At 59.8% G+C, this 26234-nt stretch carries 29 protein-coding genes; 14 read left to right on the top strand and 15 right to left on the bottom strand.

Annotation, left to right across the window (positions count from 1 at the left end; all coding sequences use genetic code 11):
- Window positions 1-17: 17 nt before the first annotated feature.
- On the bottom strand, window positions 18-1703 hold the full coding sequence (locus tag PYK22_RS01115) for a CTP synthase (protein ID WP_041973305.1): 1686 nt from the start codon (window positions 1701-1703) through the stop codon (window positions 18-20).
- Window positions 1696-2499: a 3-deoxy-manno-octulosonate cytidylyltransferase gene (gene kdsB / locus PYK22_RS01110; protein ID WP_041973662.1), complete on the bottom strand. Its 804-nt coding sequence runs from the start codon at window positions 2497-2499 to the stop codon at window positions 1696-1698. The genes PYK22_RS01115 and kdsB overlap by 8 nt, the downstream gene beginning before the upstream one ends.
- Window positions 2500-2759: 260 nt before the next feature.
- Between kdsB and cysK the strand changes: the two genes are divergently transcribed.
- The 3 genes from cysK to PYK22_RS01095 are packed head-to-tail and all read left to right on the top strand — an operon-like array spanning window position 2760 to window position 5811.
- Entirely contained in the window at window positions 2760-3698 is a 939-nt protein-coding gene (gene cysK, locus PYK22_RS01105) for a cysteine synthase A (protein WP_041973302.1), read from the top strand.
- A 57-nt stretch (window positions 3699-3755) separates the two neighbouring features.
- Window positions 3756-4895, top strand: coding sequence for a cystathionine gamma-synthase (locus tag PYK22_RS01100; protein WP_041973299.1), 1140 nt, complete (start codon window positions 3756-3758; stop codon window positions 4893-4895).
- Complete coding sequence (locus tag PYK22_RS01095; protein ID WP_083437488.1) at window positions 4846-5811, top strand: PP2C family protein-serine/threonine phosphatase; 966 nt, start codon at window positions 4846-4848, stop codon at window positions 5809-5811. Before PYK22_RS01100 ends, PYK22_RS01095 begins: the two co-directional genes overlap by 50 nt.
- Window positions 5812-5822: 11 nt before the next feature.
- Here PYK22_RS01095 and PYK22_RS01090 read toward each other — a convergent pair whose 3' ends face one another.
- The gene (locus PYK22_RS01090) at window positions 5823-6317 is read right to left on the bottom strand and encodes an NfeD family protein (RefSeq protein WP_157770596.1); all 495 of its coding nucleotides are present in this window, start codon (window positions 6315-6317) and stop codon (window positions 5823-5825) included.
- A 116-nt stretch (window positions 6318-6433) separates the two neighbouring features.
- Entirely contained in the window at window positions 6434-7354 is a 921-nt protein-coding gene (locus PYK22_RS01085; protein WP_041973295.1) for a proline dehydrogenase family protein, read from the bottom strand.
- Between the two features lie 172 nt (window positions 7355-7526).
- Between PYK22_RS01085 and PYK22_RS01080 the strand changes: the two genes are divergently transcribed.
- Window positions 7527-7754, top strand: coding sequence for a hypothetical protein (locus PYK22_RS01080; RefSeq protein ID WP_157770595.1), 228 nt, complete (start codon window positions 7527-7529; stop codon window positions 7752-7754).
- Here the strand turns inward: PYK22_RS01080 and PYK22_RS01075 are convergent.
- Entirely contained in the window at window positions 7738-8340 is a 603-nt protein-coding gene (locus PYK22_RS01075) for an HDIG domain-containing metalloprotein (RefSeq protein ID WP_041973292.1), read from the bottom strand. The two genes, PYK22_RS01080 and PYK22_RS01075, sit on opposite strands and share 17 nt — an antisense overlap.
- A 149-nt stretch (window positions 8341-8489) precedes the next feature.
- On the opposite strand from PYK22_RS01075, the gene PYK22_RS01070 reads away from it, so the two are divergent.
- The 7 genes from PYK22_RS01070 to PYK22_RS01040 all read left to right on the top strand — a co-directional run bounded on the left by PYK22_RS01070 (window position 8490) and on the right by PYK22_RS01040 (window position 16412).
- The gene (locus tag PYK22_RS01070; RefSeq protein ID WP_060635192.1) at window positions 8490-9308 is read left to right on the top strand and encodes a cytochrome C assembly family protein; all 819 of its coding nucleotides are present in this window, start codon (window positions 8490-8492) and stop codon (window positions 9306-9308) included.
- Between the two features lie 74 nt (window positions 9309-9382).
- Window positions 9383-10675, top strand: a complete 1293-nt coding sequence (gene hemA, locus PYK22_RS01065) for a glutamyl-tRNA reductase (RefSeq protein WP_041973291.1) — start codon at window positions 9383-9385, stop codon at window positions 10673-10675.
- Between the two features lie 103 nt (window positions 10676-10778).
- Window positions 10779-11711, top strand: coding sequence for a hydroxymethylbilane synthase (gene hemC, locus PYK22_RS01060; RefSeq protein WP_041973290.1), 933 nt, complete (start codon window positions 10779-10781; stop codon window positions 11709-11711).
- 13 nt (window positions 11712-11724) lie between these two features.
- Window positions 11725-12570 (top strand): uroporphyrinogen-III synthase, encoded by an 846-nt coding sequence (locus PYK22_RS01055; RefSeq protein ID WP_060635191.1) that lies wholly within the window; start codon window positions 11725-11727, stop codon window positions 12568-12570.
- A gap of 39 nt (window positions 12571-12609) precedes the next feature.
- Window positions 12610-14025 (top strand): sigma-54-dependent transcriptional regulator, encoded by a 1416-nt coding sequence (locus PYK22_RS01050; protein ID WP_041973289.1) that lies wholly within the window; start codon window positions 12610-12612, stop codon window positions 14023-14025.
- 73 nt (window positions 14026-14098) lie between these two features.
- Entirely contained in the window at window positions 14099-14983 is an 885-nt protein-coding gene (locus PYK22_RS01045) for an alkaline phosphatase family protein (RefSeq protein WP_041973288.1), read from the top strand.
- Between the two features lie 28 nt (window positions 14984-15011).
- Window positions 15012-16412, top strand: coding sequence for a spinster family MFS transporter (locus PYK22_RS01040; RefSeq protein WP_041973287.1), 1401 nt, complete (start codon window positions 15012-15014; stop codon window positions 16410-16412).
- Between the two features lie 54 nt (window positions 16413-16466).
- Here the strand turns inward: PYK22_RS01040 and PYK22_RS01035 are convergent, their stop codons facing one another.
- A complete protein-coding gene (locus PYK22_RS01035) occupies window positions 16467-16742 on the bottom strand; it encodes a hypothetical protein (RefSeq protein WP_041973286.1) in 276 nt (91 codons plus the stop codon).
- A gap of 30 nt (window positions 16743-16772) precedes the next feature.
- The gene (locus PYK22_RS01030) at window positions 16773-17513 is read right to left on the bottom strand and encodes a tetratricopeptide repeat protein (protein WP_041973283.1); all 741 of its coding nucleotides are present in this window, start codon (window positions 17511-17513) and stop codon (window positions 16773-16775) included.
- A 147-nt stretch (window positions 17514-17660) separates the two neighbouring features.
- Between PYK22_RS01030 and PYK22_RS01025 the strand changes: the two genes are divergently transcribed.
- From PYK22_RS01025 to PYK22_RS01015, 3 genes are all read left to right on the top strand, one after another.
- Window positions 17661-18632, top strand: coding sequence for a M48 family metallopeptidase (locus PYK22_RS01025; protein WP_162199763.1), 972 nt, complete (start codon window positions 17661-17663; stop codon window positions 18630-18632).
- A 101-nt stretch (window positions 18633-18733) separates the two neighbouring features.
- The gene (locus PYK22_RS01020; protein ID WP_041973280.1) at window positions 18734-19501 is read left to right on the top strand and encodes an enoyl-ACP reductase FabI; all 768 of its coding nucleotides are present in this window, start codon (window positions 18734-18736) and stop codon (window positions 19499-19501) included.
- Between the two features lie 49 nt (window positions 19502-19550).
- On the top strand, window positions 19551-20309 hold the full coding sequence (locus PYK22_RS01015) for an LOG family protein (RefSeq protein WP_060635189.1): 759 nt from the start codon (window positions 19551-19553) through the stop codon (window positions 20307-20309).
- Here the strand turns inward: PYK22_RS01015 and cutA are convergent.
- The 8 genes from cutA to mce all read right to left on the bottom strand — a co-directional run bounded on the left by cutA (window position 20288) and on the right by mce (window position 26220).
- On the bottom strand, window positions 20288-20656 hold the full coding sequence (gene cutA, locus PYK22_RS01010) for a divalent-cation tolerance protein CutA (RefSeq protein WP_041973278.1): 369 nt from the start codon (window positions 20654-20656) through the stop codon (window positions 20288-20290). The genes PYK22_RS01015 and cutA overlap by 22 nt on opposite strands.
- A 15-nt stretch (window positions 20657-20671) precedes the next feature.
- Window positions 20672-21052 (bottom strand): putative signal transducing protein, encoded by a 381-nt coding sequence (locus tag PYK22_RS01005; protein ID WP_041973275.1) that lies wholly within the window; start codon window positions 21050-21052, stop codon window positions 20672-20674.
- Between the two features lie 68 nt (window positions 21053-21120).
- Window positions 21121-22080 (bottom strand): PfkB family carbohydrate kinase, encoded by a 960-nt coding sequence (locus PYK22_RS01000; protein ID WP_041973272.1) that lies wholly within the window; start codon window positions 22078-22080, stop codon window positions 21121-21123.
- Between the two features lie 87 nt (window positions 22081-22167).
- The gene (bamD, locus tag PYK22_RS00995; protein WP_041973269.1) at window positions 22168-22641 is read right to left on the bottom strand and encodes an outer membrane protein assembly factor BamD; all 474 of its coding nucleotides are present in this window, start codon (window positions 22639-22641) and stop codon (window positions 22168-22170) included.
- A gap of 36 nt (window positions 22642-22677) precedes the next feature.
- Window positions 22678-23556, bottom strand: a complete 879-nt coding sequence (locus tag PYK22_RS00990) for an S-methyl-5'-thioadenosine phosphorylase (protein WP_041973267.1) — start codon at window positions 23554-23556, stop codon at window positions 22678-22680.
- A 48-nt stretch (window positions 23557-23604) separates the two neighbouring features.
- Window positions 23605-24447, bottom strand: coding sequence for an MBL fold metallo-hydrolase (locus PYK22_RS00985; protein ID WP_041973264.1), 843 nt, complete (start codon window positions 24445-24447; stop codon window positions 23605-23607).
- 45 nt (window positions 24448-24492) lie between these two features.
- Window positions 24493-25713: a peptidylprolyl isomerase gene (locus PYK22_RS17885; RefSeq protein ID WP_060635188.1), complete on the bottom strand. Its 1221-nt coding sequence runs from the start codon at window positions 25711-25713 to the stop codon at window positions 24493-24495.
- A gap of 69 nt (window positions 25714-25782) precedes the next feature.
- Window positions 25783-26220: a methylmalonyl-CoA epimerase gene (mce, locus tag PYK22_RS00975; RefSeq protein ID WP_041973260.1), complete on the bottom strand. Its 438-nt coding sequence runs from the start codon at window positions 26218-26220 to the stop codon at window positions 25783-25785.
- Between the last annotated feature and the right edge of the window lie 14 nt (window positions 26221-26234).

Below are 26234 nucleotides of genomic sequence, written 5' to 3'. Positions count from 1 at the left end.
AACCCTTCACCTCGCCCTCAATCTTCGCCCGCCGCCGCTCGCCCTAATAACGTCCCCTCCATTTCGACCGCGGCTTCCGAACGCAATCGATTTTCATAAGCCGCGCGCACGAAGCTGATGAAGACGGGATGTGGCGCCAAAGGTTTCGATTTATATTCGGGGTGAAACTGGCATCCCAAGAACCAAGGATGGACATCGCGCGGCAGTTCCACGATCTCGACGAACCGACCATCCAGCGATTCTCCGCTGAAGACCAACCCAGCGCGCTCTAAAACGGCGCGATATTCGGGATTGAATTCATAGCGGTGGCGATGGCGTTCGCTTATCTCCGCAGCGCCGCCATAGATGTCGCGCGCCAAACTGCCAGAGGCCAACCGACAGATCCAAGCGCCGAGGCGCATCGTTCCGCCTAACTCCTCAGTGTCGATCAGATCGCGGAGCTTGAAGATGACCGGATGCGGCGTGTCAGGCGCGAATTCCGTCGAGTCGGCGTCCACGAGTCCGCAGGCGTGCCGCGCATACTCGATGATCGCGGTCTGCATGCCGAGGCAGATGCCGAGATAAGGCGTGCGCGTGCGCCGCGCGAAGTTGATCGCGCGAATCATCCCGGCGATCCCGCGCCGCCCAAAACCGCCGGGCACGAGGATGGCGTCAACCTCACGCAGAACCTCATCGACGTTGCCATCGAGCAGACTCTCGGACTCGATCCACCGCACACGGACGCGCACCTTATTGGCCACTCCGCCATGCGTCAAAGCCTCGCGCAATGATTTGTAAGAATCCTCGAGCTCGACATACTTGCCGACCACCCCGATCGTCACCTCGCTCGCCGATTGATCGAGGATCGTGGCGACGAGATCGCGCCAACGCGCCAGATCCGCATGCGGTCGAGCCCGTCCGCTCAATCCGAGCCGCTCGATGATCAGATCATCGAGTCCCTGCTCATGAAAGACGAGCGGCACTTGGTAGATGGTTTCGACCGTCTCAGCCGCGATGACCGCCTCTTCGCGCACGTTGCAAAAGAGCGCGATCTTGGCGCGTAGCTCCTTCGGCAAGGGACGATCGGACCGACAGAGCAGGATGTCGGGTTGGATGCCTATCTCGCGGAGATCGCGGACCGAATGCTGTGTCGGTTTTGTCTTCAACTCCCCTGAAGCGGCGATGAATGGGACTAGCGTCAAATGAATGTAAAGCGCGTTCTCGTGACCTTCCTCTAACCCCATCTGACGGATCGCTTCGAGGAACGGGAGACTCTCGATATCGCCGACCGTCCCGCCGATCTCGACGATGATGATGTCCGGGTTGCCATCTTCGGCGACGGCGCGCACCGCACGTTTGATCTCATCGGTGATATGCGGGATGACCTGAATAGTTTTGCCTAAAAAGTCGCCACGCCGTTCCTTTTCGATGACCGATAAATAGATCCTGCCGGTCGTCCAGTTGTTGGCGCGACTCAGATGCGCGCTCGTGAAGCGCTCGTAGTGGCCGAGGTCGAGATCGGTCTCAGCGCCATCGTCCGTGACGAAGACCTCGCCGTGTTGGAACGGGGACATCGTCCCGGGATCGACATTGATGTAAGGATCGAACTTCATGAGCGCCACGCGAAGTCCGCGCGCTTCGAGAAGACAACCGACCGACGCCGCCGCCAGCCCCTTGCCGAGGCTCGAAACCACACCGCCCGTCACAAAGATGTATTTAGGCATCTCCTCCTCCAGCCAGATTGATGCGCTCCTCGCTCTCGCCACGCTCCCAAATCGCCCGCACGCGCATGAGGTCCTCGAAAGTATCTACGCCGATCGTCGGCGCGTTGACTTCGATGGCCCGGATGCGCGCGCCCATCCCGAGCGCGCGCAACTGCTCCAATGATTCGATGCATTCAAGGTCTGACGCCCGCTCTTGCGAGTATTCTAACAAAAAGTCGCGCCGATAGGCGTACAACCCCGTATGCTTGCGAAACGTCGCGAGCAACGCTGGCTCCGCGCGCAAAGCCTCTTCCAAAGAGCCGTATCGTTGCACAGCGTCGCGCGGGAAAGGGATCGGCGCGCGCGAAAAGTAGAGGGCATACCCTCGCTCATCGATGACGATTTTGACCACATCCGGATCGAGCACCTCGCCTGGTTCAGCGATCCGCTCGTAACAGGTCACGACCTGCGCGCGGCGATCGGCGATGAGCGCGCGCACCGCCCGTTCGATCGTCTGCGGCGAGATCAGCGGCTCATCGCCCTGCAGATTGACGATGCAAGTGAAATCTACAAGCTCGCGAGCCACTTCCGCCACGCGATCGCTGCCGCTTCGATGCTCGGCGCGCGTCATCACCGCTTCGAACCCGGCTGCGCGCACCGCCAGACATACGCGCTCATCGTCGGTCGCAACGATGACGCGCTCGACCGAGCGCGCCGACGCGGCGCGCTCAGCGACGCGCACGATCATCGGACGACCGGCGATATCGAGCAGAGGTTTTCCCGGAAGTCGCGTCGAACCGTATCGAGCGGGGATGATGACGCAAGCGCGCTCCTTTTGCGCGTCAGATCGTTCGCTTGCAGGAAGGCCCGCCGTGTGATCCACGGGTCTTCACGATAAACCGAGCGTGCGATCTCTGTCAACAGATCCGGCGGATTCGCGAGCCGAACTTCCGACGATCGGCACACGCGGCGCGAAACGACGTTTGACAGTGCGCGCAAAGCGCGTCTAACATGCCAGCGAGGCTCTTTCGCATTGCGGTCGCGCAAAGCGTGGGACCTGATCTTTAAGGGGGATTGATGTCGCTCGGGGTAACGGAACAGATCATCGATCTTGTCGGTCGCACACCACTGTTACATCTCGCACGTTTCGCTCGCCCACCGCTCGCTTCAGTCTACGCGAAGCTCGAATACTTCAATCCCGGAGGTTCGGTGAAAGACCGCGCCGCGCTCGGCATGATCCTAGATGCCGAGGCCCGCGGCCTCTTGAAACCGGGGGCGACGATCATCGAACCGACGGCTGGCAACACGGGCATCGGTTTAGCTTTGATCGGAGCGGCGCGCGGCTATCGCGTCATCTTATGCGTCCCCGAAGGATACTCGCGCGAGAAGATGAAGGTGATGGAGGCGCTGGGCGGAGAGATCGAGTACGTCTCCAAAGAGGCCGGAATGCAAGGCGCCATCGAACGCGCGCAAGAACTCGCGCGGCAGATCCCCAACAGCTTCATCCCGCAACAGTTCGCCAATCCGGCCAACCCGAACTTTCATGAGCAGACCACAGCCCAAGAGATCATCGAACAGTTAGAGGGCCAGATCGATGCCGTCGTACTCGGCGCGGGCACAGCCGGAACCTTCACCGGCGTCGCGCGCGCGGTCAAGAAGATAAACCCTCGCGCCCTTTGCGTGCTGGTCGAACCCGAGGGTTCGATCTTCGGCGGTGGTCCACCCGGAGATCACAAGGTCGAGGGCATCGGTCAATCGCAATTCATCCCTCCCGTGCTTGACTGGAACGTGGTCGATGAGATCATCATGATTACGGATGACGAGGCCTTTGCGATGGTGCGCAAATTGGCGGCCACCGAAGGCGTGCTCTGCGGCGGATCGAGCGGCGCGGCGGCGGCGGCGGCGCTGCGCGTCGCCGAAAGGCTGGGCGAAGGCAAGCGCGTGGTGACGCTCTTCCCCGATGGCGCCGAACGCTACATGAGTCAAGGGATCTTCGATTTTGGTAACGAATGCTAGACGAGCGAATCCCGAAATGATCTTCCGCGTTTCGCTCGCTGGCTTCACTTTGAGGTTATGGGCTTTTCGACGATCGCGATTCACGCTGGCAACGAACCCGACCCGACGACGGGCGCGGTGACGGTCCCGATCTACCAGACATCGACCTTCGCCCAAGAGGGCTTGGGTAAGCACAAAGGTTACGAATACGCGCGCACTCGCAATCCGACGCGCTCGGCATTGGAGCGGAACATCGCGGCTCTCGAGGGCGCGCGTTTCGGTTTCGCTTTCGCTTCGGGGATGGCCGCGATCGATGCGGTCCTGCGCTTGGTCCAGGCGGATGACCACGTCATCGTCTCGGATAACACATATGGCGGGACGTTTCGCCTCTTCACGCGCGTCCTCTCCAACTACCGGATAGAGTTCAGTTTCGTCGACACCACCGATCCGCTCAACGTCGAACGCGCGCTGCGGCCCAATACGCGCATGGTCTTCGTCGAAACGCCGACCAATCCGGTGATGGCCGTCACAGACCTGCGCGCCGTCTCCGACATCGCGCATGCCGCCGGAGCGATCGTCGTTTGCGATAACACCTTCATGTCGCCTTATCTGCAACGACCGCTAGAATTCGGCGTCGATATCGTCGTCCATTCGACGACCAAATACTTGAACGGACACTCCGATGGGGTGGGCGGCATCGTCGTCCTGAATGACGAAGAGCGCGCCGAGCGTCTCGGCTTCATCCAAAACAGCGCGGGAGCGATCCTCTCGCCATTCGACTCTTGGCTCGTCTTGCGCGGAACGAAGACGCTCGCCCTTCGCATGCAGCAACACGATCGCGCGGGGCGCGCCGTCGCCGCCTTTTTGGCCGAACATCCGAAGGTCGAGAAGGTTTACTACACCGGGCTCGCCTCGCATCCACAACATGAACTGGCCCAACGCCAACAACGCGGTTTCGGCGGCATGGTCTCATTCGACGCCGGATCGTTGGAGAAAGCGCGCACCGTGCTTGAATCCGTGCGCCTGTGCACCTTGGCCGAGAGCCTAGGCGGAGTCGAGACGCTCATCTCGCATCCGGCGACGATGACCCACGCTGCCGTCGCGCCCGAAGTGCGCGCACGGCTCGGCATCACCGACGGTTTGGTGCGCATCTCCGTCGGCCTCGAAGATGTCGAAGATATCATCGCCGATCTGGACCAGGCACTCGCGCGGATTTGAAGCGCGTTTGGTCCCATTCCGCCATATGATCGCCGAAGTTTACGCCAAGACCGATATCGGGCGCACTAGGAAGAATAACGAGGACAACTTCCTCGTCCTCGATCTGCACACGGGTCGCGCCCTAACAGCTTCCGAAGGGAGCTTTCCGCCCGAGATGAGGCGGCTCGAGGTCGGGCCGGAAGGGATCGTCTTGGCTGTATCAGATGGGATGGGCGGCGCGCTCGCCGGCGATATCGCCAGTCGTATGGCCGTCGAATCCGTGCGCGACCGGCTCGCGATGGAAAGCCGAAGCGAACGGCCGCTTCTCGAACGGTTGCGCGAAGCCGTGCTCTACGCCAATCTCGCCATTCACCGTCGCAGCCTCAATGATCCATGTTGCAACGGTATGGGAGCGACTTTTACGGGCGCAGCCATCAAACGAGGCGAACTCGGCCTCATCCAAATCGGCGATAGCCGCGCTTACCTCATCCGCGGCGCGCAGATCAAATTGCTCACGCGCGATCAATCGCTCGTCCAACGCCTGATCGACATGGGCCAGATCACAGAAGAAGAGGCGAGGATACACATGTTCCGCAACGTCATCCTCCAAGCCTTAGGGGCCCAGCGCGAGATCAATCCCGTAACCGGCAAGCTCAAGTTGCGCGAGTCCGATACGTTGCTGCTTTGCAGCGATGGGCTCTCGAACAAACTGGAGGCCGAAGAGCTCTTCGACACGCTCAATCGCGCGACCGATCTTCAAGCCGCAGGCGAGGCGCTGATCGAACGGGCTAATCAACGCGGCGGTGAAGACAACATCACCCTGATCCTCGCCCGTTTCACGGGAGATGAGCTGAAGGTCGCTGAATCGAATGAGATCACCGTCGAGGAGGAGACCCATTTCGACGAGATCCCCGAAGAGCTACTCAAGCTCCTTTGAGAAGCGAACTTTCACGCCGATTCGTTTTTATCCTTCAACTCTGATCTCCGCCACTCGGGTAACGCATCGAAACGACGCACATAGATCGAAGCTCCTTGGACCCGCTCGACGATCACTCGCTCGCCAGCCTCGAGCGGCGCTTCCCCCTCGACCGGATATGCGGTCCACACGGAACCATAGACCTTCACCGCACCTTCGTTGAGCGCGCCGCGACTCGGCAGCACGACGGTTCCCACTTTTCCGGGCAGCGCATCGACCCCGGTTTTGAGGCCCGTCCCGCCCTCCTCGCGGAACAGATACTTGGCCCAAATGGTGCGCGAAGCGGCGGTCAAAACGGATGAAACGAAGAAGAAGGCGATGAACTGAACGACATACCCGAAGCCCAAAAGGCTCATGAGCGCCGCAATGAATGCGCCGATCCCGAACCATAGAAGGACGAACCCCGTGGTGAAGATCTCAGCGATGATCAAGATCACGCCGAACACGATCCACAATATCCAAATCATAATCCTCTCCACGCCCGCGAGCGCCTCCCGTTCACCCGCGCCGAGCATGCGGTCGCATAGACGGCGTCACCAAGAGTTTACACCCAAAAGGCGCCTTCGTTACCCGAGAGATATCCTCATCCCTTGAACAAGTTCTTCACCACAAACCAGATGTTTGCCGGCCTTTCCGCCAAACGGCGCATGAAGTACGGATACCAATGCTTGCCATACGGCACATAGATGCGCACGTTATACCCTTCACGGGCAAGTTGCTCCTGCAGGTCGCGCCTTATCCCGTAGAGCATCTGAAACTCGAACGCCTCTTTGCCGATGCCTTGACGTTGTGCGTAATCGATGGTTGCGGCGATCATCCTCTCATCATGCGTCGCGATCCCGTGATAGATGCCGCTCGAAAGTAGGATCTGCATAAGGCGGATGAAGTTCCGATCGACTTCACCTTTGTCCGGGAAGGCGACCGTTGGCGGTTCATTATAAGCTCCCTTGCAGAGTCTGATGCGCGCCGGCAGTCTCAAAAGGTCGAGCAGATCATCGTAAGTCCGGCGAAGATAAGCCTGCAGGACGATGCCCACATCGTTCAAGCCAAACTCCGCGCGCAGACGTTTGAAAATATCGATCGTGATCTGCGTGACGTTGGACGATTCCATGTCTATGCGGACGAAATTGCCACGCTGCGCAGCCTCGGCCACAACCGCACGCGCATTTCGGTAAGCGAGCTCATGATCGATGTTCAAACCAAGTTGCGTCAGCTTGATCGAAACGTTGGAACGCACCCGCGCTTCGTCGATGCGCGCGAGCAAACGCCAATATTCACGCACTTCAGCCTCCGCTTCGGCGACTGAAGTGACCGCCTCGTTCAAGTGGTCCAGGGAAGCCAAACAACCGCTCGAATTCAGCTCGTTGACGACGGCGATAGCCTCTTCCATCTCCTCGCCCGCGACGAAGCGTTCGGTGAGCTTCCTGAACGGGCGAAAGCGCGTGATGATGCCCTTTACCTCTTCGCGCTGCGCGAGAAAAAGGAGCGCGTTTCTTGTCACCATTGATGCATGTTCCCCTGAAAACTGTGGGTTCAAAATCCCGAAGCCTGTGATATCCTTGGCAGCGTTTTGGCGCCATGACATCTTTTGACCGGCAGCCGCAAGCCAGCTATCTCTCATGCGATGGAAGTTTATTATCGCCGCATCTTCACTGGCTACGATGACGAGCGCGGGCGTGGATGCTTTGCTTCTATTCCTGCTCTCCGACTCCGCCTCGCCGGGCCGCGATCGGTGGTTCGAACTGAGCTTCCTCGTCTTCCCGTTGCTGACGACGCTCTGGGCCGCCATCTTCATCTACCGCCACACGGCGCGTTGGCGCAAATGGCAAGCCCTCCTCACCTGCCTTCTCTCCGCTCTCTGGATGGCGATCATCCTCCTCGCATATCTCAGATTCCTCGGCTGATCGCCCCAAGCCCCAACTCACGCTGCACCGGGCGCAAAGCTTGGATGACGAAACCTATATGCTCATCGAGATCGACACCGAGCTCCGCCGCCCCTTGGCGTATGTCCTCGCGGCTGACGTTACGCGCGAAGGCCTTATCCTTCAACTTCTTCTTAACCGAAGAGACCTCCATATCGTCGAAGCTACGCGAGGGGCGCACAAGCGCGCAGGCGACGAGGAAACCGCATAGTTCGTCGCAAGCGAATAGCGCACGCGCCATCTGCGTGTCGCGCGGCACTCCCGTATAGGACGCATGACTTAAAATGGCGCGAATGAAATCTTCAGGATAGCCGCGCTCACGTAGTATCTCCGCTCCGCGATATGGATGCTGATCCGGCGTCGGATACATCTCATAATCAAGATCGTGCAGCAAGCCAACCAATCCCCAGACGTTCGGATCATCCTCTGGTCCGCCATACTTCGTCGCACAAGCGCGCATCGCGGCCTCAACGGCTAGCGCATGACGCCGCAAAGCCTCATTCTTCGTATACTCACAAAGAAGCCTCCAGGCCTCTTCACGATCGAAATTGCGCTCCTCTGTTCCCATCTTCACGGTTCCCCTGATTCGATTGATTAGATCTGAATATTACCGAAACCTTCACGGCAAACGAAAGCGGCGAGAATACGCCACCGCTTGCCGCTTTCCACGGGGGCAGATAAAATGTTTGAAGGTCTGTTCTAGAGTCGAACCGAGCGATGAAGATCTTTTTGTTGACAGCGCTCGCCGCCTACATCGTCGCGGCGATCCATTCGGTCCTCGGCTTCATCAACCAGAAGCGCGCGCTCGAGCGCGTCGCTCATCTCTCGCTCGGATTCGGATTCGCCGCGCACACGATCGCGCTCATCATGGATTGGGCGAGCGGCGGATATTATCCTCTCTTCCATTTTAGCGAGACCTTCTCTTTTCTCGGTTGGGCGCTCGTGATCGCCTACGCCATCTTCTTCCGCCACTACCGCGCGCACGCTCTCGGCGGATTCACCTTGCCGCTCGTCGCGTTGCTCGTCCTAGCAGCGAACATCAGCCAGAAAGAGGGAGACTTGAGGCCTCATGCGCTGATGCGGGGCGAAGCGACTTGGCTCTTTCCCATTCACACTACGTCGCTCTTCTTCGCATATGCGGCCTTCGTCGTCGTCTTCATCGCCAGTATCATGTATCTGTTGCAAGAGCGCGAACTGAAGCTCAAACATTTCGGCATCGCTTTCCATCGCTTGCCTGCGCTCGCCACCATAGATGAGATAAGCGCCGTGGCGGCAAGCATCGGCTTCGCCTTCTTGACGCTCGGCATCATCGCGGGCATGAGCTGGTCTTTCGCGCGTGATGGGCGCGTCTGGCGTAACGATCCGAAAGAGGTCTTAGCCGCGACGACGTGGCTGCTTTATCTCGCGCTGCTCAGCCAACGCCACTTAGCGGGATGGCGCGGGCGCCGGGCCGCTTGGGTCGGAGTGGCCGGGTTCGCGCTCGTCCTGTGCACTTTCTTCGGGGCGCGACTAATGGGCGGATATCACGTCTTCTGAAAGGGGGACTGAGGGCGTTCGGTAGATGGTCGCGAGAAATAGTTGATCGTTAAGTTGGAGCGTTGATCACCTTTATGTCGATCGTACTTGTCGGACTCAACCATCGCACAGCGCCAGTCGAAGTGCGCGAGCGCCTCGCCTTCTCCGAAGAGGCATGTGCCGAATCGCTCCGCAAGTTGGTCGATGGCGACGCCATACGCGAAGGGATGATCTTCTCGACCTGCAATCGCGTCGAGATCCTGACCGCGACCGAAGGGCGGCAAGTCTCCGATACCGCCGCGCGCATCAGCGACTTTCTGAGCGAGACTCGTCAAGTTCCACAAGATCTTCTCCATCGCCATCTTTATGTCCACTCCGACGAGCAAGCCGTGCGCCACGTTTTTCGCGTCGCCGCCTCGCTCGATTCGATGGTCGTCGGAGAGCCGCAGATACTCGGACAAGTGCGTAGGGCTTACGCGCTCGCCGTCGAAACCGGTACGGTCGGGCGGGTGCTCCACAGGCTTCTGCATCACGCCTTCCGCACGGCCAAACGCGTGCGGACGGAGACCGGGATCGGCGCGGCGGCGGTCTCCGTCAGCTACACAGCCGTCGAACTCGGGCGCAAGATCTTCGGATCGCTGGACGGGCGCACGGTGTTGCTGATCGGCGCCGGTGAGATGGCCGAACTCGCGCTCAAGTACCTAGTCAAAGCTGGCGCATCGCGCATTCTGGTGACCAATCGGACGGACGCGAAGGCGGAGGAGTTGGCTACGAGATTCGGCGGCGAAGCGGTCGATTACGCGCGCCTGGTCGAGAACCTGGCCCAAGCCGACATCATCATCTGCTCGACCGGGGCAGACCGATACGTCATCACATCCGAGATGGCCCGCCAAGCGTTGGTTGCGCGTCGCCATCAGCCCGCCTTTTTCATCGACATCAGCGTCCCGCGTAACGTCGATCCGAAGGTCGGCGAACTCGACAACCTCTTCGTCTTCGATATAGACGATCTGGAGGCGGTGATCGAGTCGAACATCCGCGAGCGCGAGCGTGAGGCGCAACGGGCGGAGTTGATCGTCGATGCGGAAGTGATGCGCTTCCAGCAGCAACTGCGCAATATGGATTTCGGCCCGATCGTAAGCGCCCTTAAGCAGAAGCTGATCGAAATCGCCCGTCACGAATACGCCCGTCAACGCCCGCGTCTCGGCCATCTCACGCCCGAGCAAGAGAGGGCGATCGAGACGATGCTGATGGCGACGGTCAACAAGATCTCCCATCCGATCATCCACCGATTGCGCCGTTCATACGAAGCGGGCAACATCGATAACGTACAAGCATGGCGAGATATTTTCGAATTAGATTCAGGGCTGGGCAAAGAGTTCGACGATTGAGGCGACAAACCGAAGTGTCGAATCGCGCAAAGAGGCGTCGACGCACCCGCCGTCGAACTTCGCCAGCTTCAGGGGACGACCGAAACGGGCTGATCTTCGAATCATGACCAAGCGGCGGTTGCGCATCGGATCGAGGGGCTCACGGTTAGCTTTGGCGCAGACAGAGTTGGTGTGCGTGCGACTGCGCGAACTCTATCCGGAGATCGCCTTCGAGGTCGAAGTCATCAAAACCTTGGGCGATGTCGCCCGAACGGCTTCGCTTTCAGCGATCGGCGGGAAGGGCGTTTTTACCAAGGAGATCGAAGAGGCGCTGCTTGCGGCGCGCATAGATCTGGCCGTCCACTCGCTCAAAGATCTGCCGACGACGCTTCCCCGAGGATTGAAGTTGGGCGCGATCCTAGAACGTGAGGATCCGCGCGACGCGCTCATCGCGCGCGCGAAAGCGGATGGTTCGGCCACCGCTCATCTCCGCGCGCTCCGATCGGGGGCGGTCATCGGCACCTCGAGCCTCCGCCGACTGGTCCAAGTCAAGCGGATGCGAGCTGATCTAGAGGTGCGCGAAATACGCGGCAACGTCGATACGCGCTTGCGCAAACTCGATGACGAAAGTTACGATGCCATCATCTTGGCAGCGGCGGGCTTGAATCGCCTGCAACTCGCGCATCGCATCACCGCGCTCTTCTCTACGGATGAGATGCTGCCCGCCGTTGGACAAGGCGCGTTGGCCGTTGAGATCCGCGCCGCCGATCTCGATCTCGAACGCTTGCTCGCTCCGCTCGATCACGGGCCGACGCGCTGTGCGACAGCGGCAGAACGCGCTTTCCTTCGCGCCCTCGGTGGCGGCTGCCGCCTGCCGATTGCCGCCCATGCCCGCTGCGAAGGCGAAAGGCTCCTCATCGAAGGGATGATCGCCTCCGCAGACGGCGCACACGTGGTTCGCTCTTCGCTAGAGGGCAGGCGCGATCAAGCCGAAGCGATCGGGGAGAGATTGGCTGAGAAGATCAAAGAAGCGAGCGCAACCGACCTCTCATTTTAGGGGCTAGCATACGATGGAAGCGAGACGAGACGATCTAGCGCGAACCGCTGATGCGCCCTCCAGCCCGCTCGCCGGGCGCACGATCATCGTCACGCGCGCTGAAGCTCAAGCGCGCGAATTCGCTTCCGCGCTCGAAAGCCACGGCGCGAGAGTCATCCATTGTCCGATGATCGAGATTGTGCCGCCGGAGAGCTACGATCTGCTCGATGAGGCGATAGATAACCTCTACGGCTACGACTGGCTGATCTTCACGAGCGTCAACGGCGTCGAATACTTCTTGCGGCGCTTCCGCGAACTCGGACATGATACGAGCGAGCTGGATGAACTGCGCGTTTGTGCCATCGGCGAAGCGACAGCCAGCAGCCTGCGCGAGGCAGGGGTTCGCGTCGATCTCATCCCGAACAGATTCACCGCGGAAGGCGTCTTCGCCGCGATCGAAACCGCCGTCGGGGGACGCGACCACCTGCGCGGCATGGTCTTCCTGCTTCCGCGCGCGGCGGTCGCGCGCGACTATTTGCCGCGTGCCCTGGAAGAGGCTGGCGCGCGCGCCGATGTCGTCCCCGCATATCGGACGGTGCGCCCGCAATCGACCGACCGAGCGCGCATCGAAGCGCTGCTCATCGGCGGTTCGGTCGATTGCATCACCTTCACGAGCTCTTCGACCGTCACGAACTTCGCGCAACTTTTCGACACGACCGACTTGAGCAAACTGCTCGAGGGCGTCGCAGTCGCCTGTATCGGCGAGATCACCGCGCGGACCGCGGCAGAATATGGGCTCCAGACGCACATCCAGCCCGAAGAGTACACGACCGCCGCGCTTGTGCGCGCCATCGTGGCCTATTTCGAACGGCAAAGATGACTCGCCAGCGCTTCGCTATATGCTAAACTGCCGATGACTATGAGCAAGGGAAGGATCTTGATCGCCGATGACGATTTTGATTCCGTCGCTCAGTTGTGCGAGTATCTACGGTCTTGGGACTTCGAGATAGCCGTTGAGCGCGACGGGCTGGCGGCTTTGCGTCGCGCCGAAGACTTTCGCCCGTTGGTCGTCATCACCGACCTGTCCATTCCCCGACTGGATGGTTTTGCGCTGCTGAAGCAGATCCGAACGCGCTACCCCGACGTCGTCGTCATCGTCTTGACCGCGCCGGGCTCCGTCGAATCGGCGGCCCGCGCCATTCAGGACGAAGGGGTCTATCACTATTTTGAAAAACCGATCGACATGCGCAAATTACGTCTAGTCATCGAACGCGCCGTCGAATACGGCTATGCGCGGCGTGAGAACGAAGCGCTGCGGCGCCAATTGCAAGACCACGGCGCATTTGGCGAACTCGTCGGCGCGTCCGAAGCGATGCGCCAAATCTACGCGCTCATCGAACAGGTCGCTCCATCTTCGGCCTCCGTCCTCATCACGGGCGAATCGGGGACGGGCAAAGAGATGGTCGCACGCACGATCCACTCGCTCAGCCCGCGCCGCAACGCGCCATTCATCGCCATCAACTGTTCGGCGATCCCGGAAACGCTGATGGAATCTGAGCTCTTCGGACACGAGCGAGGCGCGTTCACGGGTGCGATCGCCAAACGCCAAGGCTGTTTCGAACTGGCCGATTCAGGCACTCTGCTGCTCGATGAGATCGCAGAGATGCCGCCCCTGCTTCAAGCGAAACTGCTGCGCGTGCTCGAAGAGCGGAAGGTGCGCCGTCTCGGCGGTTCACAAGAGATACCGGTCGACGTGCGCGTTCTGGCGGCAACGAATAAGGATCCGGTCGAAGCCGTGCGTGCCGGAACGCTGCGCGAGGATCTGCTCTACCGCCTGAACGTTATCACGATCTCGCTCCCGCCGCTGCGCGAGCGCAAAGAGGACATCCCGCTCCTCGCCCAACATCTCGTCACACAGCTTGCGGCGAAACACAATCGTCCCGCGCGCTTTCTGAGTCAAGCGGCCATCGAAGCCTTGCAAGCTTATAATTGGCCCGGGAACGTGCGCGAGCTGAGGAACACGATCGAAAGGGCCGTCATCATCTGCTCCGGTGAACAGATCGAGCGCCACCACGTCGCCCCTTATCCCGTGGACCAGCGGGCGCGCTCGAGAGATGAGGATACGATCACGTTGCCTATCGGCACGCCGCTCGAAGAGGTCGAACGGCAGATGATCCTGCGAACTCTGCAAAAATGCGCGGGTAACAAGACGCGCACGGCCGAACTGCTACAGATCAGCCTGAAAACCCTGCATAACAAGCTCCGCCTTTACCGCGAACGCGGTCTGATCGCCGAAAACAATCACCAACGCTCGTTCAATTCGAGGTCGAAATGAGGCCCAGACCGAATCACCCAAATGGCGATCGTAGCTTGCGCGATAAACCGCTTCGGTGTTACACAATCGTCCGATGTCCTCGGTCCTTCTGATCTTCATCGACGGTCTAGGCATCGGCACGCGCGGCGCACACAACCCGCTTCACCTGCTCGGCGAAGAGGCGGCGCCGCTCGCCGTCTTCGATGGCGAAGAGACCGAAGTCTGGGGCGGAGGGACGCTCGCGCGCACCGATGCCCGCTTAGGCATCGCCGGTCGCCCGCAAAGCGCCTCCGGTCAAACGACGATCTTGACGGGCATCAACGCGCCAGCCAGACTCGGCTATCACAAACACGGCTTTCCGAATCAACCTCTGCGCGAGATACTGAACGAACATTCGATCTTCCTCCAACTGAGGCGCGCTGGCATCGAACCGAACACTTTCGCCAACGCTTACACACCACGCTTCTTCAACGAACGACCCCGCTGGGTATCGGCGACGACCGTCGCCGTCGAATCAGCCGGACTTCGTTTTCGCACCCTCGATGATCTGCGACAAGCGCGCGCCCTTTTTCATGATTTCACCAACGCCGAGCTTCTTTCGCGCGGCGAATCGATCGAGATCCGTTCAGCCGAAGAAGCGGCGGCGATCCTCGCCCGCTTGGCGGCGGAACACCGTTTCACCCTCTACGAACATTTTTTGACTGATCGCATCGGGCACGCACAAGACAGCGAAAGCGCGCGGCGAACGCTGCGGCAGCTTGCGCGTTTCGTGCGGGCCACTATCGAATCGGTCGACTTGAAACGGACCACCGTCATCGTCACGAGCGATCACGGAAACATCGAAGACTTGAGCACGCATAATCATACGCTCAACGATGTGCCGACGATCGCTTGGGGGGCGAGAAGCGAACTGGTCGCCGAGCGAGTCCGCTCGCTCGCAGATATCGCACCGACCATCCTCGCTCTGCTCAGAGGATGAGGCAGATCGACCGACGAGGATCCAGTAGATGCGGTGGATCGAAAAGCTCTTCGAATCTTTGCCGACCGCGAAGCATTATCCGCTCTATGCGCTCGCGCTCCTCACCCTCGTCAACCTTCTCAACTACATCGATCGACAGGTTCTGCCCGCCGTCGCGCCCTTGATGTTACGCGATGAGACGCTACATCTGACCGATTCAGAGCTAGGTTATATCGAGGCCGCGTTGCTCTTATCGTTCACCTTCTTCGCCCCCATCTTTGGGCTGCTCGGCGATCGCTTCCGCCGCACACGCCTCATAACCGTTGCGGCCCTCATCTGGAGTTTGGCCACCGCAGCGACCGGCCTTATCCCCCAGCTTGTCGGACAGACCGCGGACTTTCGATTCCGCTTACCCGTCCTCGGCTCCGTCCTTTCGGGCGCAGCGGTCGCGCTCTGCTTCATACGCGCTCTTGTTGGCATCGGCGAATCAGCTTACTCGACGATCACGCCGAGCCTTATCGCCGATTACTTTACGCCGAGACGACGCGCGACGGCGTTGGGTATCTTTCAAGCGGCGATCCCCATCGGCTTCTCTTTGGGATTCGTGATCGGCGGCGTGCTGGCGCACTTTTTCGGCTGGCGCGTAGCCTTCACGCTCGTCGGCCTGCCCGGCATCGTCACGGCCATTTCGATCTGGAATCTCCGCGAACCGCATAGAGGGGCGCTCGATGGCTTTTCGGATTCGCTCGCCCCGAAGACGAAGATTTCCTGGTGGACCACCATAGAACGCATCCTGAGCACACGGGATTGGCTGCTTTCGACCATCGGTTACACCGCGCTCACGGCGGCGCTCGGAGCCTTCGCCACCTGGGCCACAGTGCTCCTGGCGCGCGACAAGGGGATGCCCGAAGCGAGCGCGGCGATCACGCTCGGTATCATCACGCTCATCGGCGGCGCCATCGGCACGTTCGGCGGCGGGTGGCTCGCTGATCTCATCCCCCGCCGCAGAAGTGAAGCTTACTTCAGCGTCTGCGCAGTGAGCACCCTTCTGGCGATCGCGCCGACGCTCGTCGCGCTAGCAGCCGACGATCAGAGGGTTTATCTCCCAGCCACATTCATCGCTGTCGTGCTGCTATTCATCAGCAATGCGCCCCTCAATGCTATACTTCTACAGTGCGTCCCCCCTGAAGAGAGGGCTACCGCTGTCGCGCTTAACATCGTCGCCATTCACGCTTTCGGCGACGCGATCTCGCGCGCGGCCGTCGGGGTGCTATCAGATCTGATCGGGAACGGCAGCCTTCCGCAACTGGCCGCGATCGGGGCATGGCTCAGGATCGATCCCGCACGAGAGCACCTATCCGTCGCGCTGCTCATCGCTCCTGCATCTTTGGTGATATCGACGCTGTTTTTCTTTTGGGGTGCACTCACAACGAAGCGCTCTGCCCTCTAACAAATGAGCGGCATCCGTCTCCACAACGATCCTCGAAGCTCGATGGTCCACACGTTATAGGGCTTCCTTCTTCTCCATGCATTCTCTGGAGCAGAAGATCGCCGAGGAGGCGCGCCCGACGAGCGCGCGCGAAGCCGGAATCAAAACGCCGCAAGAGGCACAACGTAACAGGCGCTCGGTGCCAGACGAGCGCGCGCGAGCGGCGTTCTGCGAGTCTTTGATCTCGCGCATGAAGCGCCAGAACTCGCGCGCGATGATGATGTAAGGGCGCAATCGCCAAAGAGAGATGATCAAAAGCAAAACGAAAAGCGCGATGATGAGAACTTTCATCGGAAGATACCCTTTATGGCCGCGCTCGCTTCACGGCTTTGCGATCGCGGCCCCCGCATTCTTCTTCTGCTCCAGGTAAGCACGCAAATCCGGCAATGCCGGATAGATTTCGTTCGCCCGCTCCAGATCGGCCAACGCTTTCTGCGCGCGGTCGAGATCTCCGGCTGTGATGAGGGCGACGGTCAATCCGTGGAGAGCGAGTTCCTGTTTGGGATTGAGACTGAGGGCGCGGCGGAATTCGCGTATGGCCTGTTCGAGTTTTGGCGGGCGCTCGAAATAGAAGGTCCACCCGATGCGCGCGATCGCGTCTGCGTCGTTCGCCCGTCTTTCCAACGCCCTTTGATAAAAGGCGCGCGCTTCCGTTAATTGCGAGCGATCCATCGCCCTTCCCTCTTCGAAGAGCGCGTTGGCTAGCGCTATCAGATCATCATACTCAGTAGCCCCGATCTCATAGGCGCGGCGCAACAATCTAACGGAAGCTGCCAGAGCCTGTCGGTCGCCGGTCTGCGCGGCATAGAGGTAAAGAGCGCGCCCCAAAGACCTTTGCAATTCGAGATCTTGCGGTTCAGCGTCGGCCCGCGCGATCGCCCGGCGTAGCTCCTCTTCCGACAAGGTGAGTTCACCGGACTTCCCCTTCGGCGCCTGAGCGGTATTTGGAGTTTGCCCGATCGAGAGAGCGTTCCTCACACCAAGCGAATTGGCGAGCAGGAAGCCGAACAAGAGACCGAGCCCGAAGCCGATGAGCGCGAAACCTAAATTACGTGCGTTCACTTTCAGCCGTTCGACCTTCGCGAAGGGATTCTAGCAGAGTTGCGATGCGAAGACGATCATAAGGGCGAAGATCGCCTTCGCCGCTTGCTCTCGCCGCCACAGATCAACGATACTTTTATCTTGCGCGGGCTCCGCGCGGAGAAGAAGATGGCCATCGCTCCAGATCGGAACGGAACCATACGCTGCCGCTATTGCGGTCAACTCAATCAAACGCGCGCCGAAGGGACTGGCGAAGCCCGTTGCGGTCGGTGCCGCCTTCCCTTATCCGATAGACCACACAAGAAATTCCCCGAGCTGAACAAACATGAATATGTACACCCAGCCGATAGCCGCGCGCTCGCCGCGCTGCGGGCGATTCCGGGCATCGATTCCGCGTTGAAGAAGTTCTTGGCCGTGACGGGCGAATCGGCCATCCGTGTGATCTTTATGGCGAGCGCGGTCCACGTCACGCCCAAACAATGTCCAGACCTGTACGCGAAACTTCAGGTCGCTTGCACCACTTTGGGCGTCGATCTACCGGAACTCTTCGTACAACAGAATCCGACGGTCAACGCCTTCACGGGCGGCGTCGAGCGCCCCGTCATCGTCCTTCACTCTTCGCTCATCGAACGCTTGACGGACGAAGAGGTACTGGCCGTCATCGCCCACGAAGTGGGCCACATTCATGCCGAACACGTGCTCTATCTGACCGCGGCGCGCCTTCTCGAAGCGCTCGCCAACGTCGCGCTCGCCAATGCCCCGATCGCCAAAGCGGCGACGACCATCCTGTCAGGCACGATGCGCGCCGCCCTTCTGGCTTGGGCGCGCCGCGCCGAACTATCGTGTGACCGCGCGGCGCTGCTCGTCACTCAAGACCCTGACGTGGTCGGACGGACGTTGATGAAGCTGTGCGGAGGCACTTTCGCCTCTAAAGTCGATTACCGAGAGTTCTTGAATCAAGCGCGCGATTTTCAGAAGAACTATGACGAACATATGCTGGATCGCTTCTGGGCCGACGTCATCTCATCTGGCCTGACGCACCCGTTCCCCGTTTGGCGCGTGTCTGAAATCTTGAGATGGGTCGATAGCGGCGAGTATAAACGATTGCTGAACGGAGCGAACGCCAGCATCGACGCTTGAAAAGCCCATCGATCGCGCTATAAGGGCAGGCGGCGAAATTCGCGCGTTTGAGATCGTAGCTTCGTTTTTCGCGGATAGAAAACCACCAGAGGCGAGAGCTTATGATAGACTTGCGGAACAAACTTGGCATCATCTTCGGCGTCGCGAACAAACGTTCGATCGCTTGGGCGACGGCGCAAGCCTTGGCCGAAGCGGGAGCGCGACTTGCACTCACCTACCAGAACGAACGCCTGCGCGAGAACGTCGAAGAGCTCGCGCAATCGCTCGCCGGTTCGATCACGATGCAGTGCGATGTGACGCGACCCGAAGAGGTCGCGCAGACCTTCGCGCGCGTGCGCGAGGAGTTCGGGCGGCTCGATTTTCTCATCCACAGCATCGCTTATGCGCCGCGCGAGGCGTTAGAGGGCGAGTATCTTCAGACTTCGCGCGAAGCCTTCTTGACCGCGCTGGAGATAAGCGCTTATTCGCTGACGGAACTGGCGCGCGCCGCCGCCCCGCTGATGACCGACGGCGGAAGCATCGTCACGATGACCTATTACGGCGCGGAGAAGGTCGTCCCTCACTATAACGTAATGGGCGTGGCGAAAGCAGCTCTCGAGGCGAGCACGCGCTACTTGGCGGCAGAGCTGGGCCAGCGCAACATTCGCGTCAACGCTATCAGCGCTGGGCCGATCCAAACGCTCGCCGCGCGCGGGATAGGCAACCTCACGACCATGCTGAAACACCATGCCGAGCGCGCCCCGCTGCGGCGAAACGTCGAAGCGCGCGAAGTCGCCCACACGGCCCTTTTTCTCTGCAGCGCGCTCTCTTCGGGGATCACCGGCGAAGTCATCCACGTCGATTGCGGATACAACATCATGGCATTTTGAAAGCTCGTCCAGGAGGCTTTCCGATCCCGACTCTTCGAAAGATGGGCTTATGGCTGAAACGAGGAGCAAGAACAATTTAAAGCGCCCCGTCACACAAGACGAACAACTGCTTGAAACTCCCAAACCGGACGAGTTCACACACACCGATACGTGGCGCGTCTTCCGCATCATGGGCGAATTCGTCGCCGGCTTCGATGAGCTGGCGACCGTCACCCGCGGCGTCTCCATCTTCGGTTCAGCTCGCACTCGCCCAGACAGCGAATACTACCGCGCGGCGCAGGAGACAGCAGCGCTCCTCGTGCGCGCGGGCTACACGGTCATCACAGGCGGCGGGCCAGGCATCATGGAAGCCGCCAATCGCGGCGCGTTCGAAGCTGGCGGCACTTCGATCGGGTGCAATATCGAACTGCCGTTCGAGCAGAAGCCCAATCCTTACCAAACGCGCTCGCTGACGTTCAAATACTTCTTCGTCCGCAAGACGATGTTCGTCAAATACAGCACCGCCTTCATCATCTTCCCCGGCGGCTATGGGACGCTCGATGAGCTGTTCGAAGCCCTGACGCTCATTCAAACGCGCAAGATCAAGAACTTCCCCGTCATCCTCTTCGGATCAGCGTACTGGGCCGGTCTGCGCCACTGGCTCGAGAAAACGGTTTTAGCCGAGCAGAACATCTCGCGCGAAGATCTGTTCTTGATGCACGTGACCGATTCCCCAACCGAAGCGGTCGCCATCGTCGAGCAGAGTCAGAACTCCTTAAGAGAGCTCGATCATACGAGGCCGAACGACTATGCCTCGCTTTCGTCCTGAGCGATCTTGGCTTTAGTGAGGCCATGAGTGTTCTCGAGAAGCCAAGCAAGATAAGGCGCGGAAGATTCGACGATAGGCAATGCGATGATCTCCGGAGTCTCATAGCTATGCAGAGCGCGCACTTGGCGTTCGAGTTCGGCGAATCGCGCGCGCGCGGTCTTGACCAACAGGAGGATCTCCGGATCTCTGTGTATAGTCCCCTTCCAATGGTACACAGATTCCATTTCCGGCAGGATTTGAACGCAGGCCGCCAACCTCGCCCCGACCAGCATCTCAGCCAATCGCGAGGCTTCCTCGCGATTCGGCGCTGAAATCAGAACGACGATGGCCTCCGTTTCGTTCCCCATAGCGCGCTCCGGCTTCTAAGATCGCTCGCCATCTTCGGCTGAGCCGGTCAGCGGCGTCTCGTCCTCACCGAAGAAGGCCTGATAGATCTCGCGAGCGCGATCCAGATCGCGTTCATCGATCAAGACGGATGAGCCGAGCGCCGCGCTCGATAGAAGCGGCGCGAAGGCATCGGCGCCGCCCGATTGCACGACGGCGCGAATCCCATTCTTCTGCAGGATATCTGCGACCATCTCGGCTTCCGCCGGATTCCCGAAAGCGTGCAACGGGACGAATCTGGCTTCGCTGTGATCGTGTGCAGTCACTTCCGGCGTCAACCTCTCGACGAGCTCCGCGCCATCATCGGGGCACCGTGTGATGCCCGGCTCATATTCCGCTTCGCATACCGGACAGAACATGGTCATGACCTGCCTCTGTTTTTAGTCCGCTAGTCTAGCCCGGAGCCGACGTTTCGTGCAAATGGCGATCAGACTTTTATCGCCGAAGGGCCGAGCGCCTTCACGACGCGCTCGAAGGGGATCTCCTCGAAAGATGTCATCCGTTTGAACTCGCGGAAGCGTTCGTTGATCTCCGCGTAGGTCAAGCGTTGCACTCGCTCCGTGCCGAACTCCTCGACGTTGAACGAAGCCATGACCGAGCCGAAGATCATGGCCCGCCGCATCGCCGCCTCATCCACTTCGCCGCAACTGGCCAAATATCCCATGAACCCTCCGGCGAAGGTGTCGCCCGCGCCGGTCGGATCGAAGACCGATTCGAGCGGATAGGCGGGGATCGCAAAATAGGCATCAGAGGTGAATAACGCAGCCCCGTATTCGCCTCGTTTGACGACCACAGCCGCTGGTCCCCAAGAAAGGATCTTGCGCGCGGCGCGGATGAGATTCGGCTCGTCGGCCAGTTGACGCGCTTCGGCATCGTTGATGATGACGGCGTCAACTCGCTCGATGGCCCTGATCAGAGAGGGGCGCGCCGTTTCGATCCACAGGTTCATCGTATCGAGCGCAACAAACTGCGCGTCTTTCACCTGTTCGCGCACCTCGTATTGCAGATCGGGCTGAATATTCCCCAAGAAGACGAACCGCGCGCGCTTGGACTCTTCCGACAATTTCGGTTTGAAATCGGCGAAGACGTTGAGCTGCGTCTCCAAAGTGTGCGCCGTGTTCAAATCATAATCGTAACGTCCGCGCCAGAAGAAGGTCTTTCCTTCAGGAAGGCATTCGAGATCGGTCGTGTCCACGCCGTGACGTTGGAGAAGCGCCACGTTATCCGCCCCGAAATCGCCGCCGACAACGCCGACGATACGCACGTTCGCGAAGAAACTGGCGGCGAGCGAGAAATGCGTCGCCGATCCGCCGAGCATGCGTTCCCTTTTACCGAAAGGCGTCTCGACGGCATCGAAAGCGATCGAACCGACAACGAGCAGAGACACTTTGCTTCGATTCTCCCTAAGCGATGAGAGTAGAGCAACGGGAGATTATCCTTCGATAGCTGCCTTCGCGCAAACGCCGCGAAGCGCTTATGGCGAAACTTTGCCGCTCGATTGGGCGTCGGGCTTCGGCCCGCCGAGCTTCTGCAAGCGCTCTTCAGCCTCTTTGCGAAAATCGCTATCCGGAAACTCCCGAACCAGCCGCGTAAAGTAGGTGCGCGCATCATCACGCAACTTATCAGCCGAGATCTGCGGAGACTGCTTCCCCTTGTTCTCGGCCAGATAGAGGCTGCTCATTCCGGCGATGTACAGCGCTTCATCCAAATGCGAGAAGTTGGGATATCCGGCGATGATCTCTTCGACGCGGGATAGCGCAGCACGATAGGCTTTCTTCATTTTGAAATAGTGGCGCGCCACCTCGAGGTTGTGCATCGCCTCCTTCTCCAATTCCGGGTCACGGATGACCGCCGGATCGGGTCCACGACGCACGCCGGTCTGCGCCATTCCGCCGAGCGAAAAGGCGAGCGCGAAGAGGCAAACGCAGATCACCTTCGTCAGTCCCATCAGCCACTCCTTCTCGTTTCGGATACAAGCCGCCCCTCAGTCGGCCTTCTTGTACTTTCCGATGATCGCTTCGAGCCGCTTGGTTGTCGCTTCCGGCCACAGCTCCGGCGCCGTGAAGATGGCGTTCTTCAACGCCGAGCCGCACTCACAAGCGCGCGGCCTTCCCTGTAAACGCTTGACCGCCTCGCGCATGACGAGTTGCGCATGGCGCACGTTCTTATTCAAATTCTCAACGACCGTCTCGACCGTCACCACATCATGGGATTCGTGCCAGCAGTCATAATCGGTGACAAGCGCAAGCGTCGCGTAACAGATCTCCGCTTCGCGCGCGAGTTTCGCCTCCTGCAGATTGGTCATGCCGATCACATCCATCCCCCACGCCCGATAGACGTTCGACTCGGCTTTGGTGGAAAAGGCCGGCCCCTCCATGCAAAGATAGGTTCCGCCACGATGCACGTTAACGCCGACGGCGCGACAAGACTCCTCGAGCACATCGCCGAGATCTGAGCAGACCGGGTGCGCGAAGCTGATGTGCGCGACGATCCCATCGCCGAAGAAGGTCGATTCGCGCGCGCGCGCGCGCGTGCGATCGAAGAACTGGTCCGGGATGACCATATCGAGCGGCGCATAGCGCTCCTGCAATGAGCCGACCGCCGAAGCGGAAAGTATGCGCTCGACGCCTAACAGCTTCAATGCGTAAATGTTCGCGCGAAACGGCAACTCCGTCGGAAGGATACGGTGCCCGCGCCCATGCCGCGGAAGGAATGCGACCCTTACGCCTTCGAGCGTTCCGATGATGAACGCATCCGAAGGATCGCCGAAGGGGGTTTCAACCCTCACCTCCTCCACGTCTGTCAACTCGGGCATCTGATAGAGCCCGCTGCCGCCGATGATTCCGATCTGAGCTTTCGCCATCCTCTCTTCACCTCTAGCGAAATTCCCGAACGATTGTCACCGAATCGCTCAAACGTCGGCCCGCACCGCCTTGATCTTCCCGCCCTCTTCTACGAACCGACACAAAGGCATATCGGGATCATGATAGAGAACGCCCAACCAGTTTTCACGCACCGCTTGAGGTAGCAAGCGTTTCTTCGCCGCGAGCGTCTCTAAAGGGAATAGATCATAACCCATGATCCAAGCGTATGGAACATGGGCGCGCGTCGGCACGACATCAGCGAAGAAGTAGAGCGTCTGCCCACCTTGCTCCAACCTAGCGCATTGCATCGTGCGGTTATGCCCGGGAACCGTCTCCATGCGCAACCCGGGCACGACCTCATAATGAGCAGGCATCAACTCCAGTTGCCCCGTCCGACGTAAGACCTGCCAATCGTCGGCGATATAGCTTGCGCGATCGCGCTCCGTCGGGGCCTCAGCATGCTCATATTCGCCGCGCGAGACGAGATAGCGCGCGTTCGGGAAAGTCGGGACGACGCGCCCCGCTTCGTCGCGCGACGTGTTGCCGCCAGCGTGATCGAAATGAAGATGTGTGTTGACGACGATGGTTATCTGTTCAGCACTGTAACCGGTCACAACTCGAACCGTCTCCGGCAAACTCCGCGTGCGACGAATCGCATAGATTTGACGATACTTCTCAGCCCATTTATCGCCGATCCCTGTTTCGATGATGATGCGCTCAGTTCCCGTTTCGATGAACAAGCAGTTGAGGCCGAGTCGAATGCGGTTCTGCTCATCGGGCGGGCTGACCTTCGCCCAAAGGACGCGCGGCACGATGCCGAACATCGCTCCACCATCCAGACCGAATTCCGCGTCTCTGATTATCTCTATGCGATAATCGCCAAACCGCACCTTCGCCTTTCCGTCCCTCCCTACCGCCTCATCGCGCGATCGAAATCACGGCACCGCCGGTCTTCCTTCATTCGGTTGTGACGGCATCGGCACATTGAAGTTCTCCGCCACGCGCACGCGCGAACGTTTGACGATCTCATCGATGAGCCGTTGCTGCTTCTCCCGTTCGACAGCGACGCGCGCTTGCTCGCGCGGCGAAAGCGGCGGCATGAAAGGATTCAATTGCTGCTCGGTCCCAGAAGAGATCAGGATGTGGCGCGCGTGAATCTCCTCTTCCGGCTTACCATTCTTGTTCTGCGTCCGCCGCCCTTCGACTTTGATGATGTGGAAACCGTAAGGCGTCTCGACGATATCGCTGATCTGTCCGGGTTGCAGAGCGAAGGCCGCATCCTCGAACGGTTTTACCATCACGCCACGACCGAACCAGCCGAGATCGCCACCCTGATCCTTGCTCCCCGGATCGGATGAGTACTCTTTGGCCAAAGTCGCAAAATCCTCTCCGGCGCGCGCGCGCTTTAGAACCTCCTCAGCTTTGGCGCGCGCGCGCTTCGGATCGAGCTCCGGATGTTGCGCAAGATAAGCGTCGATCTCCTGATCGGTCGCGCGCGCGCGCGGTTCTAACTCTTTGAAGTAGAGACCGGCGAGCAAGCGCGCTTCTTGCAGTTCGATCTGCAATTGCACGCGCCGCGCGCGCGCTAGACCAGCAGCCACCCCCTTGCGCGCCGCGATCTCGGCTCGCCCCCATTCTTGCTTCAACTCCTTGAGCTGCTCGTCGCTCAAGTGGACCGGCAAGGGGAGTCCCATCTCGCGCGCCGTCGCCAAGAATTGATCGAAGCGCGCATCCTGTCCCGGTTCTTTCCAAAAAGCATCGAGCTCCGCCGACGAGACGATCTCCTCTGGCGATTTCCCCGCCTTGCGCTGCTCGAATTCGTACTCCTGCGCGATGACGAAGGCGCGCAAGATCTCGAGCTGCTTTTTGATTTCAGGACGATTGTCGATCCCCGCCGCACGCGCCGCTTGAGCGACGGCCAACAAACGCTTCAAGTCTTCGGCGAACTGCTTGCGCGCCTCCGCGCTCGAGGCCAATTGAACGCGCAATTGCGCGGGCATGTCGCTCGCAAGAAGCGACATGTCCTCAGCCGTCAACTCGGCGGCGGAAACGCGCCAGGTGCGCGTCCACCAAATGATCAAAGCGAAGGCCACGATGACCGTTAGAATCGCTGCGATCGCGGCCTTCTTCTTTCCGCTCAACGGTTCTTGTTCCATCTCAACTATCCTAATTGCCGCAAGATTCGATTCAAACAAAAGCCCTTCATCTTAACACCGTTTCGGCGCTCAATCTAAATGCGCTTCGGCGGAATCTTCTCGGGCCCGATCCGACTGGTGTTCGACCAACTCCACAAGGACGCCACCAGCCGCGGAAGGATGGATGAAGGCGATCAGGGTGCCATCCGCGCCACGCCGCGGCTCATAATCGATCAAACGCACGCCCCTCTCCCTCAAACGTTGAAGCGTCGCCCTTAAATCGGAAACCCGGATGGCGATATGGTGAATCCCCGGGCCGCGCCTTTCGATGAATCTAGCGATGGGCGAATCTGGTCCAGTCGCTTCCAATAGCTCGATGCGCGTTCCGCCGAGCGGAAGCATGGCGACGCGCACGCGCTGTTCTTCGACCTCTTCGGTCTGTAGATTCTCTAGCCCGAGCGCATCCCGCCAGAAGGCTAACGTCTCAGCGATGCTTCGCGTCGCAATCCCGATATGCTCTAGCTCCATGCGAACCTCGCCCC

The organism is Pyrinomonas methylaliphatogenes (assembly GCF_000820845.2).
In the GTDB taxonomy this organism is placed as follows: Bacteria; Acidobacteriota; Blastocatellia; order Pyrinomonadales; family Pyrinomonadaceae; genus Pyrinomonas; species Pyrinomonas methylaliphatogenes.
This window is presented reverse-complemented; position numbering and strand designations above follow the sequence as displayed.

Coding starts and splice junctions, on each gene's coding strand:
- PYK22_RS01115 (WP_041973305.1), bottom strand. CDS start 1,703: ATGCCTAAATACATCTTTGTGACGGGCGGTGTGGTTTCGAGCCTCGGC.
- mce (WP_041973260.1), bottom strand. CDS start 26,220: ATGGAGCTAGAGCATATCGGGATTGCGACGCGAAGCATCGCTGAGACG.
- PYK22_RS17885 (WP_060635188.1), bottom strand. CDS start 25,713: ATGGAACAAGAACCGTTGAGCGGAAAGAAGAAGGCCGCGATCGCAGCG.
- PYK22_RS01020 (WP_041973280.1), top strand. CDS start 18,734: ATGATAGACTTGCGGAACAAACTTGGCATCATCTTCGGCGTCGCGAAC.
- PYK22_RS01040 (WP_041973287.1), top strand. CDS start 15,012: ATGCGGTGGATCGAAAAGCTCTTCGAATCTTTGCCGACCGCGAAGCAT.
- cysK (WP_041973302.1), top strand. CDS start 2,760: ATGTCGCTCGGGGTAACGGAACAGATCATCGATCTTGTCGGTCGCACA.
- PYK22_RS01050 (WP_041973289.1), top strand. CDS start 12,610: ATGAGCAAGGGAAGGATCTTGATCGCCGATGACGATTTTGATTCCGTC.
- PYK22_RS01025 (WP_162199763.1), top strand. CDS start 17,661: ATGGCCATCGCTCCAGATCGGAACGGAACCATACGCTGCCGCTATTGC.
- PYK22_RS01070 (WP_060635192.1), top strand. CDS start 8,490: ATGAAGATCTTTTTGTTGACAGCGCTCGCCGCCTACATCGTCGCGGCG.
- PYK22_RS01015 (WP_060635189.1), top strand. CDS start 19,551: ATGGCTGAAACGAGGAGCAAGAACAATTTAAAGCGCCCCGTCACACAA.
- PYK22_RS01055 (WP_060635191.1), top strand. CDS start 11,725: ATGGAAGCGAGACGAGACGATCTAGCGCGAACCGCTGATGCGCCCTCC.
- PYK22_RS01100 (WP_041973299.1), top strand. CDS start 3,756: ATGGGCTTTTCGACGATCGCGATTCACGCTGGCAACGAACCCGACCCG.
- hemC (WP_041973290.1), top strand. CDS start 10,779: ATGACCAAGCGGCGGTTGCGCATCGGATCGAGGGGCTCACGGTTAGCT.
- PYK22_RS01075 (WP_041973292.1), bottom strand. CDS start 8,340: ATGGGAACAGAGGAGCGCAATTTCGATCGTGAAGAGGCCTGGAGGCTT.
- PYK22_RS01005 (WP_041973275.1), bottom strand. CDS start 21,052: ATGTTCTGTCCGGTATGCGAAGCGGAATATGAGCCGGGCATCACACGG.
- hemA (WP_041973291.1), top strand. CDS start 9,383: ATGTCGATCGTACTTGTCGGACTCAACCATCGCACAGCGCCAGTCGAA.
- PYK22_RS00990 (WP_041973267.1), bottom strand. CDS start 23,556: ATGGCGAAAGCTCAGATCGGAATCATCGGCGGCAGCGGGCTCTATCAG.
- PYK22_RS01085 (WP_041973295.1), bottom strand. CDS start 7,354: ATGGTGACAAGAAACGCGCTCCTTTTTCTCGCGCAGCGCGAAGAGGTA.
- bamD (WP_041973269.1), bottom strand. CDS start 22,641: ATGGGACTGACGAAGGTGATCTGCGTTTGCCTCTTCGCGCTCGCCTTT.
- PYK22_RS01035 (WP_041973286.1), bottom strand. CDS start 16,742: ATGAAAGTTCTCATCATCGCGCTTTTCGTTTTGCTTTTGATCATCTCT.
- cutA (WP_041973278.1), bottom strand. CDS start 20,656: ATGGGGAACGAAACGGAGGCCATCGTCGTTCTGATTTCAGCGCCGAAT.
- PYK22_RS01095 (WP_083437488.1), top strand. CDS start 4,846: ATGTCGAAGATATCATCGCCGATCTGGACCAGGCACTCGCGCGGATTT.
- PYK22_RS01045 (WP_041973288.1), top strand. CDS start 14,099: ATGTCCTCGGTCCTTCTGATCTTCATCGACGGTCTAGGCATCGGCACG.
- PYK22_RS01090 (WP_157770596.1), bottom strand. CDS start 6,317: ATGATTTGGATATTGTGGATCGTGTTCGGCGTGATCTTGATCATCGCT.